Origin of the sequence: Mycobacterium sp. KBS0706 (genome assembly GCF_005938675.2) — a bacterium.
GTDB lineage: Bacteria > Pseudomonadota > Alphaproteobacteria > DSM-16000 > Inquilinaceae > Inquilinus.
In genome coordinates, this window is sequence record NZ_VCCH02000056.1 from 37,394 (window position 1) to 55,849 (window position 18,456).

An 18,456-nucleotide genomic window follows, 5' to 3' on the forward strand; every position below is an offset into this window, starting at 1 on the left:
GGCCGGATGCGGCTGCGTATATCCCGCGCGCACCGGGGTGTAAACGGACTTCGCGCAACCCTGACCCCGAATTGTCACATCATCATCAGCACGCAGCCGCCGAGCAGCGCCACGACGATGAATAGGAACAGCGTGATCAGATGCGGCATGGTTCTCAGCCCGTCAGCAGAATCGCCGAGATCTGCCGGCCATAGTCCGGCTCCTTGCGCAGAGTGGTGCGGCGATAACTGAAGAACTGGTCCTCGCGCGCCAGCGTGTCGAGCCCGGTGACGGTGACGTCGCGCAGCCCGGCGCGGCGCAGGCGATGCGCGACATAGCCCGGCAGGTCGAAATGGGGCCGAGGCCCGGCGCCGCTGCCGGGGATGCGGAAGAAGCCGGCGCTGTCCGGGTCCTCCGCCAGGAACCGGTCGCGGAATTCCGGGCCGACTTCGTAGCTGTCCGGGCCGATGCAGGGGCCGACGGCCGCCGCGATCCGCTCCGGCACCGCGCCGAGCGCCCGCATCGCCGCGACGGTGGCGTCGGTGACGCCGCCGAGCGCGCCCTTCCAGCCGGCATGGGCGGCGCCGATCACCCCGGCCTCGGCATCGGCGAACAGGATCGGCGCGCAGTCGGCGGTGAGGATGCCCAGCGCCAGGCCGGGCCGGTCGGTGACCATGGCGTCGGCCTGGGGCGACGACTCCGGCGTCCAGGGCCCGGTCACGGTCGCGACGTTCGGTCTGTGCACCTGGTAGACGGTCAGCAGCGTCTCGGCCGGCCCCAGCTCGCGCCGGCAGCGGTCGCGATTCTCGGCCACCGCCTCGCGCCGGTCGCCGGAGCCGAAGCCGCAGTTGCGCGAGGCGAAGATGCCCTCGCTGACGCCGCCGGTGCGCGGGAAGAAGCCATGGCCGATGCCGGGCAGGGCGAGGGCGTCGACGGTGATCACGAGGCGGGCTCCGGCCGATGCGGACGAGGACGGAATAGCATCGCCGGCGCGGTCACGGAAACCCCGCCGGCGCGCCGAGGCCGGGCGCGGTCAGGGCCAGGGCCTTGAACAGCGTGCCCATCTGCTGCGGCCCGGCCAGGCGCTCGACCGCAGCGTCGATCTCGGCGGCGCGGGCCGGGGAGGCGTTCTTCAACTGCGCCGCGCGGGCGTGCAGCCCCAGCGACTCCAGGAATGCGCCCTGGGTCACCGGGCCATGGGCGGCGGCGCCGGCCTGGGTCGCGGCGGCGGCCAGGGCCTGGAAATCGACATGGGCGGTCAGGTCGGCCTCGCCCGGCGCCTCCAGCGGATCGGCGAAGGCGTGGCGCCGGATCGCCTGAAAGCTGTCGCCCGGCGCACTGCTGGCAGGGCCGTAATCGACGATCAGCGCAGCCCCGCCCTGCTGCGTCAGGCGCCGGCCGAGCAGGGCGGCGTGCGACAGCCCGGCCGGGCAGGCCTCGGCGATCGACCCCTCCGATGCGCCCCGCACCGACTCCGGGATCAGCGCCAGCCCGGGGTCGGCGCGGGCCGACAGCTCCCAGCGCAGCCGGCCGGCGGTCTCGTCCCAGCCGACCAGCCGCTCGTGCCAGCCCTTGGCCCCGCGCTGCCATTGCCGGATCGGCAGGGCGTCGAAGAACTCGTTGGCGACCACCAGCGCCGGCCCGTCCGGCAGGTCGGCCAGCCGGTCCAGCCAGACCGGATCCGCATCGGGCAGCCGCGCCGCCTGGGCCGCCCGCAGGGCCGGGCTGGTCTCGACCAGATGCAGCCGCAGCGCGGCGCGGAAGCCGGGCGCGGCGCGGCCAATGGCGCGCAGCGCGTCCTGCATCAGCGTGCCACGGCCGGGGCCGAGCTCGACCAGCAGCACCGGGTCGGGCGCGCCCATCCGCTGCCACAGGTCGGCGCACCACAGCCCGATCAGCTCGCCGAAGACCTGGCTGATCTCCGGCGCGGTGGTGAAGTCGCCGGCGGCGCCCAGCGGGTCCTGCCGGATGTAGTAGCCATGCCGCGGATGGCCCAGCGCCTCGGCCATGTACTGCGCCACCGTCAGCGGGCCGTCGACGGCGATGCGGCGGCGCAGCAGGTCGAGCAGCGGGGTCACGTGCTCGGCGAGGGGGCCGGGGCAGGGGCCTCGACCGCCGGTCGGCGGGCCGCCCACAGCACGACGGCGAGACCGATCAGAATCATCGGGATCGACAGCTGCTGGCCCCGGGTGAACCAGTCGGTGCCCATCAGATAGCCCAGCTGGGCATCCGGCTCGCGCACGAACTCGACCAGGAAGCGCGACAGCCCGTACCAGGCGATGAAGGTGCCCAGCACGATGCCCGGCTTGGCCCGGATGCGCGGGCTGGCGGCGAGCGGCAGCAGGATCAGGAACAGCAGCAGCCCTTCCAGCCCCGCCTCGTACAGCTGGCTGGGGTGCCGTGGCGCCGGCCCGGCATTCGGGAACACCATGCCCCAGGTCACCCATGGCTCGGTCACCGCGCGGCCCCACAACTCGCCATTCACGAAATTGGCGATGCGGCCGAAGAACAGGCCGATCGGCGCCGCGGCGCCGACCACGTCGCCCAGTAGCAGGGGCGAGAAGCCGCGGCTGCGGGCGAACAGGATGATCGCGGCGGTGACGCCGAGGAAGCCGCCATGGAAGGACATGCCGCCATGCCAGATCTCCAGGATCGACAGCGGTTCCGCCAGATACTCGTCGAGATTGTAGAACAGGACATAGCCGAGCCGGCCGCCCAGGATGGTGCCGACCACCGCCCAGGTCAGGAAGTCGTCCAGCGCCATCCGGTCGGGCGGCAGCGTGGTGCGGCGGGTCAGCCACAGGGCATAGCGCCAGCCCAGGATGAAGCCGGCGATGTAGGCGAGCGCGTACCAGCGGATCGCGATGGGACCGATCTGCAGGGCGACCGGATCGAACCAACCCATGTCTGTTCCCGTTCCGGGTGGCGGAGCGTGCCTTATAGGCGCGCGGTCCAGCGTGTTGCAACGCGGGGAACCGGCCGCCATATTGCCTGATGATGATGATTTGTTCCGGATACCGCCCGACATGCCCTTCGACACCAAGCTGATCGACGATCTGGTCCGCGTCGCGACCGGAGCCTTCGGTGCCGTCGCCGGCGTGCGCGAGGAGGCGAGGACCCGCCTGCGCGAGCAGTTCGAGCACGTCCTGTCGCGGCTCGACGTGGTTACCCGCGAGGAGTTCGAGATCGTCCGCGCCCTGGCCCAGCGGGCGCGCGAGGAGCAGGAGCTGCTGGCCGCCCGGGTGGCGGCGCTGGAAGCCGCGGCCAAGCCTGCGGCTCCGAAGCGGGCGGCCCCGGCAGCTGCAACCGCGGCCGCCAAGCCTGCCCGCAAGGCCAAGGCCGCCCCGGCGGAGGCCCCTGCGCCGAAGGGCCGCAGGCCTCGGGCCAAGGTTGCAGACTGAATTTCGTCACAAATCATCCACAACTTTTATCGCGACGGCGGAGCATATCGATTGCGCCCATCAAGCCCTTGTGCGACCGTCGTCTTGGAAAGGCTGTAATGGTTAACACCACTACACATTGGGTATTGGCCGAGCGCGAGCGCCACCGGTGCGCATCGCCGCGGTACGGGAGCGGAGGATCATGACCACAGCGTCCCAGACCTTCGAGGAAGCCGCCTTCACCCAAAACCCCCTCGACACGCTCGAGGAAATCATCGGCGCCAATGATTGGAGTTTCGAGCGCGCCAGCAACGAGGAGATGCTGGCCGAGGTCGCCGGCCGGTGGTGCAGCTATCGCCTGTTCTTCTTCTGGCAGGAGGAGATCAGCGCCATGCAGTTCTCCTGCCAGTTCGACCTGAAGGTGCCGGAGAAGAAGCGCCGCGACGTGGCGGAGCTGCTCGGCATCATCAACGAGCGGATGTGGCTCGGCCATTTCGACGTCGACTCTGAGGAGCTGACGCCGATGTTCCGGCATACTACGCTGCTGCGCGGCGCCCAGGCGGCAAGCCAGGAGCAGCTCGAGGACCTGGTCGACATCGCGCTGACCGAGTGCGAGCGCTTCTACCCCGCCTTCCAGTTCATCCTGTGGGGCGGCAAGAGCGCCAGCGAGGCGGTCTCCGCCGCGATCCTGGACACGGTCGGCGAAGCCTGACGCGGTTCGGCCGATGCGGCCCTGACGATGAGCCCGGCTTCTCGCGAAGCCGGGCTTTTTCGTGGTGCGGAGGCTGAGAGATAGCGCGATGGCGCGGCGGACGCCCAGGGCGGTGCGGTTGAAGCCGGCTTCGGCCCGGCCGGCGCGGTCGGGATCGCCGGTCTGCACGGCGGTGACGGCCTGGGCCTGGAAGGCGCGGGCCAGCTCCAGGCCGAGCTCCCTCAACTCGGACAGCACCTCGGCGTCCCGCTCGTCCGGGGGCGGCGGGGCGACAGAGGGAGTTCCGGCTTTGATGTCATTGACCATTCCAAAAATAGAACATAACAGGAACAAAAAGTCCAGCGAAATCAGTTCTCGCCATGTCCTGTCCCCGGCAGGTGCACGGCCGGGGTTCCGGCCGGCGGACGACGACCGTGCCCTCTCGCGCGGAATCGTGCTAGGTCGGCACTGCGCTGATCGTGGGGAGTGCGCATGCCCAAGATCGATATCGCCGCCGTGCCGGAGCGCAAGGGCTCCGGTTATCCGTCCCCCTTTGACGCCCCCTGCGCCGACCGCATCCGGCAGCGCCTGGGCGATGCCGCGGGGCTTGCCGATTTCGGGGTCAACCTGATGCGCCTGCCGCCGGGCGGCTGGTCCAGCCAGCGCCACTGGCATTCGGCCGAGGACGAGTTCGTCTATGTGCTGCAGGGCGAAGTTGTGCTGGTCGAGGATGGCGGCGAGACAGTGCTTCGCGCCGGCGACTGCGCGGCCTTTCCGAAGAACTCCGGCAACGGCCACCACATGATCAACCGGTCGGGCGCCATGGCGGTCTATCTCGAGGTCGGCTCGCGCTCGCCCGAGGACGTGATCACCTGCTCAGACGTCGACATGATGAGCCCCAGCACCGACGGCCGGTTCCTGCATAAGGACGGCACGCCCTACTGACCCGGAGGTGACGATGACCGAGGTCCTGATGTTCCACCACGCCCAGGGGCTGACCCCGGGACTGCGCGCCTTCGCCGACGTGCTGCGGACCGCCGGCCACACCGTGCACGCGCCCGACCTGTTCGACGGGCGGACCTTCGGCAGCATCGAGGAGGGGATGGCCTTCATCCACCAGGCCGGATTCGACGAGTTGCGGGAGCGTGGCGTCCGCATCGCCGACGCCCTGCCGCCCGGGCTGGTCTATGTCGGCTTCTCCTTCGGCGTGCTGCCGGCGCAGAAGCTGGCCCAGACCCGGCCGGGAGCGCGCGGAGCCCTGCTGTTCTATTCCTGCATCCCGATCAGCGGCGACTGGGCCTTCGGGCCCTGGCCGGACGGTGTGCCGGTCCAGATCCACGGCATGGACGCCGACCCGGTCTTCGTCGGCGAGGGCGACGTCGACGCCGCCCGCGAGATCGTCGCCAAGGTCGAGGATGCGGAGCTGTTCCTGTATCCGGGCGACCAGCATTATTTCGCCGACAGCTCGCTGCCGTCCTATGACGCGGCGGCGACCGCGCTGCTGACCAGACGGGTGCTCGGGCTCCTGGATCGCGTCTGACCCGCCATCGATTGTGCTGGGAATCCGATCAATCGGATCTGCACAATCTATTTGTCCCATCTAGAGCGGCATTCCATTCTGTCTGCGATCCCGACGCGGCAGGCGGCCGGCCGGGTCCACATTCGTTTTGCCTCTCCAGCAGACGCCGGCACCGGGCCGCGGCCCGGGCGCTCGGCCCGGTTCCGACATCCCGACGGGAGCAAGACCATGGAATATCGCAAGCTCGGCAACAGCGGCGCGGTGGTGACGGCGTACTGCCTCGGCACCATGACCTTCGGCAAGGAGTCCGACGAGGCCACGTCCTTCGCGCTGATGAATGACTATGTCGAGGCCGGCGGCAATTTCCTCGACACCGCCGACGTCTACAGCGCCGGCGTGTCGGAGGAGATCATCGGCCGCTGGCTGAAGAGCCGGCCGGGCATCGCCCAGGACCTGGTGATCGCCACCAAGGGCCGGTTCCCGATGGGCGCGGGGCCAAACGATCTGGGCCTGTCGCGCAAGCATCTGGGGGCGGCGCTCGACGCCTCGCTGCGGCGCCTGGGCGTCGAGCAGGTCGATCTCTACCAGATGCACGCCTGGGACGCGCTGACGCCGCTGGAGGAGACGCTGCGCTTCCTCGACGATTCGGTCCGCAACGGCAAGATTGCCTATTACGGCTTCTCGAACTTCCTCGGCTGGCAACTGACCAAGGCGGTGTGGCTGGCCAAGGCCAACGGCTATGCGCCGCCGGTGACGCTGCAGCCGCAATACAACCTGCTGGTCCGCGACATCGAGCACGAGATCGTGCCGGCGGCGCTCGATGCCGGGATCGGGCTGCTGCCGTGGTCGCCGCTGGGCGGCGGCTGGCTGTCCGGCAAATACAAGCGCGACCAGATGCCGACCGGCGCCACCCGCCTGGGCGAGAACCCGCAGCGCGGCATGGAAGCCTATGACGCCCGCAACGCCAGATCGACGACCTGGGCGGTGATCGGCGCGGTCGAGGACATCGCCAGGGCGCGCGGCGTCGGCATGGCGCAGGTGGCGCTGGCCTGGGTCGCGGCGCAGCCGGCGGTGACCTCGGTCATCCTGGGCGTCCGCACGCAGGCGCAACTGGCCGACAACCTGGGCGCGGCAAAGTTGGCGCTGACCGGCGACGAGATCGCCACGCTTGACGCGGTCAGCCGGCCCGAGATGGCGGAATACCCCTACGGCACCGGCGGCATCAACCAGCGCCGCCGCAAGATCGAAGGAGGGCGCTGACCCGCGGCCAGCGCCGCCCCGTTCAGACCGCCCGGCGCTCGGGCGGGGCGGTGCCGTCGCGGGCCGGCCCGGAGGCCATCGCCTCGAACACGCCGTCGCGTCGCACCAGGGCGTGGAACAGCGCCGCTGCGACATGCAGCAGGATCAGCGCGAAGAAGGCGAAGGCCAGGTAGACATGCGCGCTCCACAGCAGCGCATGCAGGCCGGCATCCTGCGGCAGGATCGGCGGCAGGGTCACGCCCTGGAACAGCACCACCGGATAGGCCGCGGCGGACAGCATGCCCCAGCCGATCAGCGGCATGCCGATCATCAGCAGATAAAACGCATAGTGCGACAGATGCGCGGCCAGCTTCATCGGCTCGGGCAGGTCGGCCGGCAGCGCCGGCGCGCCGTAGCGCAGGCGCAGCCCCAGGCGGATCAGCACCAGCACCAGGATGGCGATGCCGAGCGGCTTGTGGATCGCCACCAGCGTCAGATGGTTCGGCATGACGGTGGACACCATGCCGACGCCGATGAACAGCATGGCCAGGATGCAGATGGCCATGAGCCAGTGCAGCAGGCGCTGGAACGCGGTGAAGTGCCGGCGACCCGAGGTCATGGCTTGGCTCCCGGATAGGCGTCGTGTTCCGCGGTGCGGAGATCGTAGGACCGGGCATAGGCGGCCGACCGCGCGGCCGGGAACGGGTCATCCGAGGTCCTGATGCCGGCGGGCAGCACGGTGGGGTCGAAATTGATGTCGCGGCACGGGCCGTCCAGCTCTGGTTCGATCTTCTGCACCACCAGCGTGCCGACCTCGACGGTGCGGCGATCCGCCGGCCAGGCCTTGGTCGGGTCCGCGGTCGGGTCGCCCGGATTGGCGACCGTGACCGCCAGGGTCCAGCGCTGCGGCCCGGCGGCGACGCGCTTGACGATGTCCTGGTCGAGGAAATCGGGGCCGAGCTTCGCCAACTCCTCCGGGGCCACCGGCACGGTCTGCGCCGCGGGCAGCAGCGACCAGCGCACCGTGTGGTCGGCGTCGGACCCATCGGTGAAGACGAAGCTGTTGAGGCTGTTGAACCGGTCCTCGGCGTAGCTGCCGGTCCAGGGCGCGCTCTGCGCCCAGGCGACGAAGGCGCCGAATGACGGATGCGCCGCGGCGAAGGTCTTCATCGCCTCCGGGTCCTTGCTGCCGGAGGCGGTCAGCAGCTCGTAGAAGTCCTGCGGCGTCGCCACCGGGAAGACCGGCGGATCGATCATGGCGCTGCGCCATTCCTGCCCGTCCGGCGTCGCGATGCGCAGCCCGATGCCGCGCACGCGGACCGTGGCATCCGCGGCATTCGGATTGGGAGTGGCGAGGTTGAGGCGCCCGAGGGCCGGGTACTGGCCCTTGGCGAAGACCTGGGCCTTTGAAAGCTCCGCCCCGGCGCCGTTGGACTCGAACACGCCGGTGAAGCAGATGCCCTTGGCGTGGTTGCGGCGATGGCCGGGCGCCGCGCCGCCGGGCGGCGCCAGTGCCGCCACCAGCTTGTTGGGAGTGAGGCGCTGGGGCGAGAGCCAACCCGCCGTATAGGCGAAGGCTGCGCCGCCGACGCCGACGACGGCGGCGATCAAGACCAGCGACCCGAGAGCCGAGCGCCCGGGCGATCGTTGCTGCATTCCATCCTCTCTGTGCAGGGACTCGAGCCCTCGCTCCGAGGGCATTGCCTTTTCGTCGGACGAGGTGGAAAGGTTGCCCAGCCTGAAATTCACTTTGCCGTCCGGAAGGGGCGCCCGCCACTGTCGGGGGGGCAGGGACAGTGGCGGGCGGTGGACATCAGCGGTGTCGGGGGGAGAGCCGCTGTGCATTGAGACGATAGCGGACCGAGCCCGCCCGGATTATCGGACATGCGATCAGGGCGGCCCATACCTAGGGATAGGTCAGTCCTGCTCGCGGGCATCCCCGCTGGCTTCCAGCTTGCGGCGCAGCGCCGTCATGACGCCGTGCGTCGTCGCGATGTCCTCGACCCGGAGCCCTTCGGCCAGCCCGTCGACCCAGGGCGCCTGCAGGCGCATGGCGGCGTCGAAGATCTCTCGCCCCTTGTTGGTCAGCACCACCAGCTGTGCCCGCCGGTGATGCGGGTTGGGCTGGAACGCCACCAGCCCCTCCGCCGCCAGGTCGTTGACGATGCGCTGGACGTTCTGGCGGTTGGCGCCCATGTCGCGCGCCAGCCACGCTACCGGCTGCGGCCGGTCCGCCGCGACGATGGTGCCGAGGACCTGCCAGCGGGCGCTGGTCAGGCCCAGCCCGGCGATCAGTCGATCTCCCGCGGCGAGCACCCGGTTGTTGAGCCTGAACAGGTCGAGGAAGAGATCGGTCAAGGCGGTCCCCGCCGGCGTTCGCGTCGGCTCGATCATATGTCACCATACGGTGATATTGACATCATAATGTCAATGTGGTGTGTTGCGGTCACTCCAGATTGACATCATGCAACCATATTGGACGGAGAATGTCATGTCACAGATGCGTCCGCTCGATCCTACCTTCCCGATCGACCGGCAGATCGCTATCGAGGCCTCGCCGGTCGTGCTGGTCAACGTCTTCACCATGGACCCGGCCGACGAGCAGGCCTTCCTCCAGGCTTGGCGGGGCGATGCCGAGATCATGAAGCGCCAGCCGGGCTTCATCTCGACCCAGCTGCACCGCGCGGTCGGAGACAGCCCGACCTATCTGAACTATGCCGTCTGGGACTCGACCGCCGACTTCCGGGCCGCCTTCATGAATCCGGAGTTCCGGGCGAAGCTCTCGGCCTATCCGGCCTCGGCCGTCGCGTCGCCGCATCTGTTCCAGAAGATCGCGGTGCCGGGCATCTGCGTCGCCTAGCCGCTATTTGCCGGCGGCGACGCTCTGGGCCAGCAGCTGGTTGCGGATCTCGACATGCGGGTACCCGACCACGGTGACCCGGCGACCGCTGGCGACCCGGCCGGGCTGGTCGGGCGGCACCACCACGGTCCAGGCCTCGGTCGGGGTCTGCAAGCGGAACGAGGTCACGCCGTCGCGGCGGGAGACGCCGTCGATCCGGCCGGTGACGGTGATCGGCGTGCTGGTCGCGTATTCGCGCGGATCGGTCGGGGCCGCGCCGCCCGCGACCGCCGAGACCGCGGGATGGCGCAGGTCGGGCGCCACCGGCGACCGGCGCGGCTCTTCGACCCGGGTGTCGGGCGGTACCGGATAGGGCATCGCCTTCTCCGGCACGGTCGCCGGGGGCACGGTCGCCGAGGGCGGCATGGTGGGCTGGATCACGGTGGTCTGGGCCCAGGTGGGCGACGCGGCCACCAGGCTGGCGAGAAGCGCGGCAGCCGCGCGGGGGAGGGTGACCATGGCTTCGCTCTCCAACTTCGGCGCCGGGCGATGACCCGGCGACGGGAACCGTGAGCCTCAATCTCCGGCAAAGCCGGGATCTCCGCAGCTTAAGAAATGCAGAACATCCGTCCATGTTCCGGCATCCGGTGCGCGCCGGGCCGCGAAGAACCTTGCGCCCATCCACGGCGGCGCCATGATGGCGCGTCTCGATGGAACGGGGAGCGACAGGGTGTCCGATCTCTTGCTGGTCGGCTGCGGCCGGATGGGAAGCGCGCTGGTCAAGGGCTGGCTGGCGGGCAACGCCGCCGACCGGATCTGGGCGGTGGAGCCGGCGGATCTCGGCCTCGCCGATCCACGGCTGCACCATGTCCGCGACGCCGCCGGCCTGCCGGCCGACCTCGCGCCGGAGGTGGTGGTGCTGGCGGTGAAGCCGCAGATGATGCCCGAGGCGCTGCCGGCCTATCGCCGCTTCTCTGGTCCCGGCACGCTGTTCCTGTCGATCGCCGCCGGCCGCACCCTGGCCTATCTCGAGCAGGGGCTGGGGGCGGCGGCCGCGGTGGTCCGCGCCATGCCGAACACCCCCGCGGCCATCGGCCAGGGCATCTCCGTCCTGGTGGCGAATGCCGCGGTGACGCCGGACCAGCGTCGCCGCGCCGAGAGCCTGATGCAGGCCGCCGGACAGACCGCCTGGATCGAGGACGACGCGCTGATGGACGCGGTCACCGGCGTCTCCGGCAGCGGCCCGGCCTATGTCTTCTACCTGATCGAGACCCTGGCCGAAGCCGGCCGCGCCGCCGGCCTGCCCGCCGATCTCGCCATGCAGCTGGCGCGGCAGACCGTGGTCGGCGCCGGCGCTCTGGCCGGCGCCGCGACCGAGAGCGCCGCCGACCTCCGCATCGCCGTGACCAGCCCGAAGGGCACCACCCAGGCGGCGCTCGACGTGCTGATGGCGCCAGACGGGCTGCAGCCGCTGATGACCAAGGCTGTCGCCGCAGCGACGCGCCGCGGCCGCGAGCTGGCTTGATGGCGAGCAGCGGAGAGCGGGTCGCCGCGGCGCTGGCGGCTGCGGGGCACGCGCTCGAGATCCGGGTGTTCGACTCTTCGACCCGCACCTCGGCCGATGCCGCGGCGGCGATCGGCTGTGATGTGGCGCAGATCGCCAAGTCGCTGGTGTTCCGCGCCCGCGGCAGCGCCCGGCCGGTGCTGGTGATCGCCAGCGGCGTCAATCGGGTCGACGAGGCGGCGGTGGCCGCGGCGCTGAGGGACCGGATCGACGGTGCCCGGATCGAGCGCGCCGATGCCGGCTTCGTGCGTGACGCCACCGGCTTCGCCATCGGCGGCGTCGCCCCGGTCGGCCACGCCGTGCCGCCGCATGTGGTGATCGACCGCGACTTGCTGGCGCTGCCGCGGATCTGGGCCGCGGCCGGGACGCCGAACTCGGTCTTCGCCCTAACCCCGGAGCAGCTGGTGGCCCTGACCGGCGGCGTGGTCTCGGACATCGCGAAGCGCTGAATCGGTGCCGGCTCGCCTTCCTGCCGAATTGCGCTAGATTGGAACCGATTGCGTCGGTTCCGTGCGGGGCCGGCGCGGGGGGCCGCAAGGCCAAGCGCGAGGGCCGGGACCATGCCGAAGAAGGCCGATATTGCGAACCATGTCGTCACCACCGCGGTCGACCTGGCGGCGGAGAAGGGGTGGCGTGCCCTGACCCTGGCGGATGTCGCCCAGGCGGCGCGGGTGCCGATGTCGGCGCTGTACCGCCACTGCCCGACCAAGCCGGAGCTGCTGGCGGGGTTCAGCCGGATGATCGACCAGGCGGTGCTGTCCGAAGGCCTGCCGGGCGCCGATGAAAGCCCGCGCGACCGGCTGTTCGATCTGGTGATGCGCCGCTTCGACGTGCTGTCGGCCCATCGCGCCGGGGTCAAGGCGATCCTGCGCGACCTGCGGCTCGACCCGCTGGCCACCCTGCTGCAGGCGCGGCAGCTCGAGCTGTCGATGCGCTGGACGCTGCAATCCGCCGGCATCTCCACCGCCGGGCTGCTCGGCCGGGCGCGGGTGCAGGCGCTGTGCCTGATCTACGGCCTCGTGCTGCGGGCCTGGGAGCAGGATGATTCGCCGGATCTCGACCGCACCATGAAGGCGCTGGACCAGCGGCTGCGCCAGGCCGAGCAGTGGCAGAACACCTTCGGCCGCCGCCGCGGCGAGCGCCAGGCGGAATCGCCGGTCCAGCCGCCGGCCTCGGCCGGGCAGGAGCCGACGCTGCACTGATTGAGAGTCGCGCTGCGCTGAATGACAGCTTTGCTGCGGCGCACAAATTTATTTTGCACTGCGGTCGACCCCGTGTAAGGTGCTGCTTAATTGTGCAACCAGGAGTTGGGCCATGAGCAAGGTGCCGCCAGTCTGGGACGTCGATTTCACCAAGCTGCTGAGCGAGTTCAAGGTGCCGGGCGTCGATCTCGACGCGGTGCTGCAGGCCCAGCGCAAGAACATCGAGGCGCTGACCGCCGCCAACCGCACCGCGGCCGAGGGCGTGCAGGCCTTCGCCCGCCGTCAGGGCGAGATTCTGCGCCAGAACCTGGCCGAGCTGCAGGGCCAGTTCTCTTCGCTCGCCTCGCCCGGCGCGCCGGACGAGAAGCTGGCGAAGCAGACCGAGCTGGCGAAGACCGCCTTCGAGAAGGCGATCGCCGACATGAAGGAGCTGGCCGAGCTCCTGGCCAAGTCGAACACCGAGGCCGCCGAGATCGTCAGCAAGCGCGTCAGCGCCAGCTTCGACGAGCTGAAGGGCGTGCTGAAGGCCCCGACCAAGCGCTGATCCCAGTGTCGTCGTGAGACGATGAAGGCCGCCTCCGGGCGGCCTTCTTGCGTTCCGGGTGCCGGCGCGGCAGGGTGCGCCCCGGTCTCGCAGAGGGCAGCATGACGATCAGCTACGACGATTTCGCCAAGGTCGACATCCGGGTCGGCACCATCGTGGCGGTGGAGCCGTATCCCGAGGCGCGCAAGCCGGCCTACAAGCTGACCGTCGACCTGGGGCCCGAGATCGGGCAGAAGCGCAGCTCGGCCCAGCTGGTGGCGCTGTACACGCCGGAGACGCTGCTCGGCCGGCAGGTCGCGGCGGTGGTGAATTTTCCGCCGAAGCAGATCGGCCGCTTCATCTCCGAGATCCTGGTGCTGGGCTTTCCCGATTCCGAGGGCAACGTCGTGCTGGCCGCGATCGAGCGCCCTGTGCCGAATGGCGGTCGGCTGTTCTAGCTCTGCGCGGTTGACGCGGCGGCGCGTCCCGCCGATCATCGTCGCGATCGCAGGATCAGCCATACCCTTCACGTGACTGGCGAGACGGGGAGCACCCCGAGGGAGCGTGTAGGACCGTTTCGATGCCGCTCGCCTGGGCAGCCTTCCTTGGAAGCTGGTCGGGCGATTCGTGTCCAGGCATCGAAACGGAGCAGTCCCCATGGAATATCGGCACCAGCCAGACCCGGCCGATCCCGACCTGCGCACCCGCTTGGCCGCCGCCGATCCGGAGGCCGCCGCCATCCTCGAGCGCGAGGAGCGCCGGCAGAGCCAGGGCGTGACCCTGATCGCGTCGGAGAACCACGCCTTCCCCGAGTTGCGGCCGCTGCTCGGCTCGGTCTTCGCCGACAAATACGCCGAGGGCCAGCCGCGCCGCCGCTACTACGGCGGCAACCTCCATGCCGACGAGATCGAGGAGCTGGCCCAGGGCCGGGCCCGGGCGCTGTTCGGGGCCGAGCATGCCAATGTCCAGCCGCTGTCCGGCTCGCCGATGAACCAGGCGGTGTATTTCGGCCTGCTGGCCCCGGGCGACACCATCCTGGCGATGGATCTGTCGCATGGCGGCCACCTGACCCATGGCGCCCCGGTCTCGGCCATGGGCCGGATCTTCCGCTTCGTCCGCTACGGCACCGTGGCCGACGGTGGCTTCGACTTCGACGCGATCCGCGAGACCGCGCGGCGCGAGCGGCCGAAGCTCCTGATCACCGGCTTCTCCTCCTACCCGCGCGACATCGACTATGCCGCTTTCAAGGCCATCGCCGACGAGGTCGGGGCCATCACCATGGCCGATGTGTCGCATATCGGCGGGCTGATCGCCGGGAAGGCGCTGCCGAACCCGCTGGCGGCCGGCTTCGACGTCGTCACCACCACCACGCACAAGACCCTGCGCGGGCCGCGCGGCGGGCTGATCCTGTGCCGCGAGCCGTTCCGCAAGGCGATCGACCAGGCGGTGTTCCCAGGGCTGCAGGGCGGCCCGCATATGGACCAGGTCGCGGCGCTGGCCACGGCGCTGCACCTGGCGGCGCAGGAGGAGTTCCGGGCCTATGCAAGCCGCGTGCTCGACAACGCCCGGGCGCTGGCCGCGGCGCTGCAGGCGCGCGGCGCGCGGCTGGTGACGGGCGGCACCGACAACCACCTGATGGTGGTCGATGTCGCCGCCAGCTTCGGCATCGACGGCGACGAGGCGCAGCAACGGCTGGACCGCGTCGGGCTGGTCTCGAACAAGCAGGTGGTGCCGGACGAAACGCGGCCGCCGCTGCGCCCGTCGGGGCTGCGGCTGGGCACGCCCGCCGTCACCACGCGGGGCATGCGCGAGGGGCAGATGACGGCGTTGGCCGACCTGATCGTCGACGCGATCACCGGCGCCCGGCCGGAGCCGGCGCTGGCGAATGCGGTGCGGGATCTTGCCCGGCGGTTCCCGATCCCGGGGTAAAGCCGAGTGTATCGGGTTCGCGACCGCGAACCCGATATCGGTCCTGACATCGGCTTGTTGGGCTCGCGTGGCGAACCAACCGACGCCGTGCGCGTGAGACGGCGATCCGCTCAGGACGGGTGCGGTGTCGGCGCGTAGAGTCGAAGCGGCTCCTCTCGCAGCGGCGATATCCGTGCCGATCCGCCCTTCGAGCGGCCGAGCGATCCATCTGGTACCATCGATTACCCCCATCTGGATCTAACGGCCGCGACCGAAACCCCGCATGCTGCAGGCGACCCGGCATCGGCCGGGCCGTCGCGATGCCCCGGCATGGCCGGGGAGAGGGGGCGCGATGTGCGCGACCTGCCCTGCGCCGCCCGGCTCAGGGAGTCAGAAGGGTGGTTTCGATCCGGGCCGCCGGCGCGATCGCGCGGATGCCGTCGGCCAGCTCGCGGCCGACCGCCTCCAGCGCCGCGACCGGCATCGGCGCCAGCCGCTCGATCACGAACCACATCTCCCTGGTCGGCAGGTCCAGGCGGGTGCGCGGGCCCTGGCGCCAGTTCCAGCGCCGGCAGGTGACGCCGCGATCGTCGCGCCAGACCACCTCGCCCGGCTCCGGATGCTCGATCGCGGCCTCGCCATTCGCCAGCATCTCGAAGGTCTCGTCACCCACGGCCCGCACCAGCCGCGGCGGGCCCTGATAGGCGGCCAGGTCCTCGCCGCCGATCGGCACGGCCCAGCGCACGCTCAGCGCGTTGTACAGATCGACCATGCGGTTGATCGGCGGCAGCCCGCCGTCGCGCTGGGCCCGCTTGCGCAGCGCCTCGGCCGAGCAGGGCGTGCGCTGCGGCTTGGCGCCGAAGCCGCGATAGGCCTCGCGCCAGGCCTCCAGATGCGCCGCCGCCCAGTCCGGCCCCGCCGCCGCGGCCTCGCAGGCCTCGGCCAGCAGGGCGGCGCCGTCGGCATCGCTCGGGCCGTTGCGGGCGCCGCGCGCCACCAGGCTCAGCGCCACGAAATCGGGGCGCAGTGCCCAGATGGCGGGATCGACGACAGGCGGGGCGGACATCATCGGCTCGGTTCGCTAAAATGACCGGAAGGTTCACTGTGTTGAATAGGCCAAAATGACCGAGAAGGTCAATATAATGACCGACATCGCACCCGACGGCGCCGCGGCGGAGACGGTGGCAGTGGCGCGCCACGTCGCCGAGCTGCGGCGGGCGCGGCGCCTGTCGCTGGACGCGCTCGCCCGGCTGTCCGGCGTCAGCAAGGGCATGCTGGTGCAGATCGAGAACGCCCGCTCGAACCCCTCGATCGCCACGCTGTGCCGGGTGGCCGCGGCGCTCGGCGTCTCGGTGGCGCAGCTGGTGGATCTGGGCGGCGAGGATGTGGTGCGGCTGGTCGGGCCGGAGGAGGCGGCGCGGCTCTGGGCCGGGCCGGAGGGCGGCCTCGCCGTGCTGCTGGTCGGCAGCGAGGGACCGGACATGCTGGAGCTGTGGAGCTGGGAGCTGAAGCCGAAGGAGAGGCACGTCTCCGACCCGCACCCGTCCGGCACGCGCGAGCTGCTGCACGTCACTGCCGGCACGCTGCTGCTCGAGGTCGAGGGCCGGGCGCATGAGGTGCAGGCCGGCACCTCGGCCCTGCTGCACAGCGACCGGCCGCACGCCTATGCCTGCAAGGGCACGCGGCCGGTTCGCTTCACCATGGCGGTGATGGAGCCGCATGCGGCGCGGCGGTTGTAGAGGGGAATGAATCGAGGTCCGCCAGGTCAGCGCATAATGAATCGAGGTCCGCCAGGTCAGCGCATCCGGACGGGTCTGGATGTCGAGCGCCTTCACCTTGCCTCTCCCGCCTGGCGGGAGAGGTCGGACGTCCGCAGGACGGCCGGGTGAGGGCTGGTCCCGGCCTCGACAAACTCCCCTCACCCGGAGCCGCTTCGCGTCTCCGACCTCTCCCGCAAGCGGGAGAGGCACACTTGCGTCTTGGTACGGGGCTTGGATTGCTCGCCGGCCCTACGCGGCCATCCCGGCGAGCAGGACGTACTTCAGCTCCACGAACTCCTCGATGCCATGATGCGAGCCCTCGCGGCCGAGGCCGGATTCCTTGACCCCGCCGAAGGGCGCGACCTCGGTGGCGACGACGCCGGCATTGACGCCGACGATGCCGTAGTCCAGCGCCTCCGCCACCCGGAACACCCGGCCCAGGTCGCGGGCGTAGAAATAGGCGGCCAGGCCGAACGGCGTGGCGTTGGCCTGGGCCACCACATCCGCCTCGTCGCGGAAGCGGTAGACCGGGGCCAGCGGGCCGAAGGTCTCCTCCTGCGTCACCACCATCTCGGTGGTGGCGCCGGACAGCACGGTCGGCTCGAAGAAGGTGCCGCCCAGCGCGTGGCGGCGGCCGCCGGTGACGACCGCGGCGCCCTTGGCCGTGGCGTCGGCGATGTGGCGCTCGATCTTCTCCACTGCCTCCATGGTGATCAGCGGGCCCTGGACCACGCCGGGCTCGGTGCCGTTGCCGACCGTCATCGCCTTCACCTTCGCGGCGAAGCGGGCGACGAAATCGTCATAGACCGCGTCCTGGACGTAGATCCGGTTGGCGCAGACGCAGGTCTGGCCCATGTTGCGGAATTTCGAGGCCAGGGCGCCCTCGACCGCGGCGTCGATGTCGGCATCGTCGAACACGATGAAGGGCGCGTTGCCGCCCAGCTCCAGCCCGACCTTCTTCACCGTGTCGGCGGCCTGGCGCATCAAGAGCTTGCCGACCTCGGTCGACCCGGTGAAGCCGACGAACTTCACGGCCGGGTGGCCGGTCAGCACCTTGCCGATCTTCGGCGCGTCACCGGTGATCACGTTCAGCACGCCGGCCGGCACGCCGGCGCGCACCGCCAGCTCGGCGAGGGCGAGAGCGGTCAGCGGCGTCTCCGGCGCCGGCTTGATCACGGCGGTGCAGCCGGCGGCCAGGGCCGGCGAGACCTTGCGGGTGATCATCGCCGCCGGGAAGTTCCAGGGCGTGATCGCCGCGACCACGCCGATCGGCTGGCGCATCACCAGGATGCGGGCGTCGGCGCGGTGGCTCGGGATGGTCTCGCCGTAGATGCGCTTGGCCTCCTCGGCATAGAACTCGACGAAGGAGGCGGCGTAGTCGACCTCGCCCCGCGCCTCGGCCAGCGGCTTGCCCTGCTCGCTGGTCATGATCAGGGCGATGTCCTCCTTGTTCGCCAGGATCAGGTCGAACCAGCGGCGCAGGACGGCGGAGCGCTCCTTGGCGGTCCTCTTCGCCCAGGGGCCGAAGGCGGCCTCGGCGGCCTCGACCGCGTCGGTGGCCTCGGCCTCGCCGAAGCGGGGCACGCGGCCCAGCGTCTCGCCGGTCGCCGGGTTGGTCACCGGATCGACGGCCTCGCCGATCCAGGAGCCGCCGATCAGGGCCTGGCTCTTCAGCAGGGTCGGGTCGTTCAGGGTCAGGGTGGGCATCAGGGCCTCACGAGGTCACGGAACGGAATGCTCTTGTGGCGAGGCCGCACACCCCCTCACCCGAAATCGCTGCGCGATTTCGACCTCTCCCCAAGGAGAGGTGAAGGGGCGGCGCTCGTTCCCTCTCCTCGGGGAGAGGGAGGGG

Annotated in this window: 22 protein-coding genes and 1 riboswitch; of the genes, 13 read left to right on the forward strand and 9 right to left on the reverse strand. The window is 70.6% G+C overall.

The window, feature by feature from the left end:
* Positions 1-154: 154 nt before the first annotated feature.
* The 3 genes from pgeF to lgt are packed head-to-tail and all read right to left on the reverse strand — an operon-like array spanning position 155 to position 2,884.
* Positions 155-922 (reverse strand): peptidoglycan editing factor PgeF, encoded by a 768-nt coding sequence (gene pgeF / locus FFK22_RS26355; RefSeq protein WP_138887745.1) that lies wholly within the window; start codon positions 920-922, stop codon positions 155-157.
* Between the two features lie 52 nt (positions 923-974).
* Positions 975-2,057, reverse strand: coding sequence for a class I SAM-dependent methyltransferase (locus FFK22_RS26360; protein ID WP_221938865.1), 1,083 nt, complete (start codon positions 2,055-2,057; stop codon positions 975-977).
* Positions 2,054-2,884: a prolipoprotein diacylglyceryl transferase gene (gene lgt / locus FFK22_RS26365; RefSeq protein WP_138887744.1), complete on the reverse strand. Its 831-nt coding sequence runs from the start codon at positions 2,882-2,884 to the stop codon at positions 2,054-2,056. The genes FFK22_RS26360 and lgt overlap by 4 nt, the downstream gene beginning before the upstream one ends.
* Positions 2,885-3,005: 121 nt before the next feature.
* Between lgt and FFK22_RS26370 the strand changes: the two genes are divergently transcribed.
* The 5 genes from FFK22_RS26370 (at position 3,006) to FFK22_RS26390 (ending at position 6,829) form a co-directional block, all read left to right on the forward strand.
* A complete protein-coding gene (locus tag FFK22_RS26370; protein ID WP_138887743.1) occupies positions 3,006-3,380 on the forward strand; it encodes an accessory factor UbiK family protein in 375 nt (124 codons plus the stop codon).
* 181 nt (positions 3,381-3,561) lie between these two features.
* Positions 3,562-4,071 carry a YbjN domain-containing protein gene (locus tag FFK22_RS26375; protein WP_138887742.1) on the forward strand — a complete coding sequence of 170 codons (510 nt, stop codon included), beginning with the start codon at positions 3,562-3,564 and terminating at the stop codon, positions 4,069-4,071.
* Between the two features lie 471 nt (positions 4,072-4,542).
* A complete protein-coding gene (locus FFK22_RS26380) occupies positions 4,543-4,995 on the forward strand; it encodes a cupin domain-containing protein (protein WP_138887741.1) in 453 nt (150 codons plus the stop codon).
* Between the two features lie 13 nt (positions 4,996-5,008).
* The gene (locus tag FFK22_RS26385) at positions 5,009-5,590 is read left to right on the forward strand and encodes a dienelactone hydrolase family protein (RefSeq protein ID WP_138887740.1); all 582 of its coding nucleotides are present in this window, start codon (positions 5,009-5,011) and stop codon (positions 5,588-5,590) included.
* 207 nt (positions 5,591-5,797) lie between these two features.
* Positions 5,798-6,829 (forward strand): aldo/keto reductase, encoded by a 1,032-nt coding sequence (locus tag FFK22_RS26390; protein ID WP_138887739.1) that lies wholly within the window; start codon positions 5,798-5,800, stop codon positions 6,827-6,829.
* Positions 6,830-6,851: 22 nt separating this feature from the next.
* On the opposite strand, the gene FFK22_RS26395 is transcribed toward FFK22_RS26390, so the two are convergent.
* From FFK22_RS26395 to FFK22_RS26405, 3 genes are all read right to left on the reverse strand, one after another.
* Positions 6,852-7,427 (reverse strand): cytochrome b, encoded by a 576-nt coding sequence (locus FFK22_RS26395; RefSeq protein ID WP_138887738.1) that lies wholly within the window; start codon positions 7,425-7,427, stop codon positions 6,852-6,854.
* Complete coding sequence (locus FFK22_RS26400; protein WP_138887737.1) at positions 7,424-8,464, reverse strand: catalase family peroxidase; 1,041 nt, start codon at positions 8,462-8,464, stop codon at positions 7,424-7,426. The genes FFK22_RS26395 and FFK22_RS26400 overlap by 4 nt, the downstream gene beginning before the upstream one ends.
* Before the next feature lie 261 nt (positions 8,465-8,725).
* Complete coding sequence (locus FFK22_RS26405) at positions 8,726-9,166, reverse strand: MarR family winged helix-turn-helix transcriptional regulator (RefSeq protein ID WP_221938866.1); 441 nt, start codon at positions 9,164-9,166, stop codon at positions 8,726-8,728.
* Positions 9,167-9,299: 133 nt separating this feature from the next.
* On the opposite strand from FFK22_RS26405, the gene FFK22_RS26410 reads away from it, so the two are divergent.
* Positions 9,300-9,668 carry an antibiotic biosynthesis monooxygenase gene (locus tag FFK22_RS26410; protein ID WP_138887735.1) on the forward strand — a complete coding sequence of 123 codons (369 nt, stop codon included), beginning with the start codon at positions 9,300-9,302 and terminating at the stop codon, positions 9,666-9,668.
* Positions 9,669-9,671: 3 nt separating this feature from the next.
* Here FFK22_RS26410 and FFK22_RS26415 read toward each other — a convergent pair whose 3' ends face one another.
* Positions 9,672-10,166 (reverse strand): hypothetical protein, encoded by a 495-nt coding sequence (locus FFK22_RS26415; RefSeq protein WP_138887734.1) that lies wholly within the window; start codon positions 10,164-10,166, stop codon positions 9,672-9,674.
* A 211-nt stretch (positions 10,167-10,377) separates the two neighbouring features.
* On the opposite strand from FFK22_RS26415, the gene proC reads away from it, so the two are divergent.
* The 6 genes from proC to glyA all read left to right on the forward strand — a co-directional run bounded on the left by proC (position 10,378) and on the right by glyA (position 14,865).
* On the forward strand, positions 10,378-11,172 hold the full coding sequence (gene proC / locus FFK22_RS26420; RefSeq protein WP_221938867.1) for a pyrroline-5-carboxylate reductase: 795 nt from the start codon (positions 10,378-10,380) through the stop codon (positions 11,170-11,172).
* Positions 11,172-11,660 (forward strand): YbaK/EbsC family protein, encoded by a 489-nt coding sequence (locus tag FFK22_RS26425; protein ID WP_138887733.1) that lies wholly within the window; start codon positions 11,172-11,174, stop codon positions 11,658-11,660. The genes proC and FFK22_RS26425 overlap by 1 nt, the downstream gene beginning before the upstream one ends.
* Positions 11,661-11,771: 111 nt before the next feature.
* Positions 11,772-12,413, forward strand: coding sequence for a TetR/AcrR family transcriptional regulator (locus tag FFK22_RS26430; protein WP_138887732.1), 642 nt, complete (start codon positions 11,772-11,774; stop codon positions 12,411-12,413).
* 112 nt (positions 12,414-12,525) lie between these two features.
* Complete coding sequence (locus FFK22_RS26435) at positions 12,526-12,957, forward strand: phasin family protein (protein ID WP_138887731.1); 432 nt, start codon at positions 12,526-12,528, stop codon at positions 12,955-12,957.
* A 101-nt stretch (positions 12,958-13,058) separates the two neighbouring features.
* Positions 13,059-13,394, forward strand: coding sequence for a tRNA-binding protein (locus FFK22_RS26440; RefSeq protein WP_138887730.1), 336 nt, complete (start codon positions 13,059-13,061; stop codon positions 13,392-13,394).
* Between the two features lie 62 nt (positions 13,395-13,456).
* A riboswitch (ZMP/ZTP riboswitch) is annotated at positions 13,457-13,540 on the forward strand.
* Positions 13,541-13,593: 53 nt separating this feature from the next.
* Positions 13,594-14,865 (forward strand): serine hydroxymethyltransferase, encoded by a 1,272-nt coding sequence (glyA, locus tag FFK22_RS26445; protein ID WP_138887729.1) that lies wholly within the window; start codon positions 13,594-13,596, stop codon positions 14,863-14,865.
* Between the two features lie 361 nt (positions 14,866-15,226).
* On the opposite strand, the gene FFK22_RS26450 is transcribed toward glyA, so the two are convergent.
* A complete protein-coding gene (locus tag FFK22_RS26450; protein ID WP_221938868.1) occupies positions 15,227-15,910 on the reverse strand; it encodes a B3/4 domain-containing protein in 684 nt (227 codons plus the stop codon).
* A 55-nt stretch (positions 15,911-15,965) separates the two neighbouring features.
* On the opposite strand from FFK22_RS26450, the gene FFK22_RS26455 reads away from it, so the two are divergent.
* Positions 15,966-16,583 (forward strand): helix-turn-helix domain-containing protein, encoded by a 618-nt coding sequence (locus tag FFK22_RS26455; RefSeq protein ID WP_138887727.1) that lies wholly within the window; start codon positions 15,966-15,968, stop codon positions 16,581-16,583.
* A gap of 270 nt (positions 16,584-16,853) precedes the next feature.
* Here FFK22_RS26455 and FFK22_RS26460 read toward each other — a convergent pair whose 3' ends face one another.
* On the reverse strand, positions 16,854-18,311 hold the full coding sequence (locus tag FFK22_RS26460) for an NAD-dependent succinate-semialdehyde dehydrogenase (protein ID WP_138887726.1): 1,458 nt from the start codon (positions 18,309-18,311) through the stop codon (positions 16,854-16,856).
* Positions 18,312-18,456: the final 145 nt, after the last annotated feature.

What these genes read in the sequence shown, in the direction of transcription:
- lgt (WP_138887744.1), bottom strand. Translation starts at nt 2,884, where the DNA reads ATGGGTTGGTTCGATCCGGTCGCCCTGCAGATCGGTCCCATCGCGATC.
- FFK22_RS26370 (WP_138887743.1), top strand. Translation starts at nt 3,006, where the DNA reads ATGCCCTTCGACACCAAGCTGATCGACGATCTGGTCCGCGTCGCGACC.
- FFK22_RS26375 (WP_138887742.1), top strand. Translation starts at nt 3,562, where the DNA reads ATGACCACAGCGTCCCAGACCTTCGAGGAAGCCGCCTTCACCCAAAAC.
- FFK22_RS26380 (WP_138887741.1), top strand. Translation starts at nt 4,543, where the DNA reads ATGCCCAAGATCGATATCGCCGCCGTGCCGGAGCGCAAGGGCTCCGGT.
- FFK22_RS26385 (WP_138887740.1), top strand. Translation starts at nt 5,009, where the DNA reads ATGACCGAGGTCCTGATGTTCCACCACGCCCAGGGGCTGACCCCGGGA.
- FFK22_RS26390 (WP_138887739.1), top strand. Translation starts at nt 5,798, where the DNA reads ATGGAATATCGCAAGCTCGGCAACAGCGGCGCGGTGGTGACGGCGTAC.
- FFK22_RS26395 (WP_138887738.1), bottom strand. Translation starts at nt 7,427, where the DNA reads ATGACCTCGGGTCGCCGGCACTTCACCGCGTTCCAGCGCCTGCTGCAC.
- FFK22_RS26400 (WP_138887737.1), bottom strand. Translation starts at nt 8,464, where the DNA reads ATGCAGCAACGATCGCCCGGGCGCTCGGCTCTCGGGTCGCTGGTCTTG.
- FFK22_RS26410 (WP_138887735.1), top strand. Translation starts at nt 9,300, where the DNA reads ATGTCACAGATGCGTCCGCTCGATCCTACCTTCCCGATCGACCGGCAG.
- FFK22_RS26415 (WP_138887734.1), bottom strand. Translation starts at nt 10,166, where the DNA reads ATGGTCACCCTCCCCCGCGCGGCTGCCGCGCTTCTCGCCAGCCTGGTG.
- FFK22_RS26425 (WP_138887733.1), top strand. Translation starts at nt 11,172, where the DNA reads ATGGCGAGCAGCGGAGAGCGGGTCGCCGCGGCGCTGGCGGCTGCGGGG.
- FFK22_RS26430 (WP_138887732.1), top strand. Translation starts at nt 11,772, where the DNA reads ATGCCGAAGAAGGCCGATATTGCGAACCATGTCGTCACCACCGCGGTC.
- FFK22_RS26435 (WP_138887731.1), top strand. Translation starts at nt 12,526, where the DNA reads ATGAGCAAGGTGCCGCCAGTCTGGGACGTCGATTTCACCAAGCTGCTG.
- FFK22_RS26440 (WP_138887730.1), top strand. Translation starts at nt 13,059, where the DNA reads ATGACGATCAGCTACGACGATTTCGCCAAGGTCGACATCCGGGTCGGC.
- glyA (WP_138887729.1), top strand. Translation starts at nt 13,594, where the DNA reads ATGGAATATCGGCACCAGCCAGACCCGGCCGATCCCGACCTGCGCACC.
- FFK22_RS26450 (WP_221938868.1), bottom strand. Translation starts at nt 15,910, where the DNA reads ATGTCCGCCCCGCCTGTCGTCGATCCCGCCATCTGGGCACTGCGCCCC.
- FFK22_RS26455 (WP_138887727.1), top strand. Translation starts at nt 15,966, where the DNA reads ATGACCGAGAAGGTCAATATAATGACCGACATCGCACCCGACGGCGCC.
- FFK22_RS26460 (WP_138887726.1), bottom strand. Translation starts at nt 18,311, where the DNA reads ATGCCCACCCTGACCCTGAACGACCCGACCCTGCTGAAGAGCCAGGCC.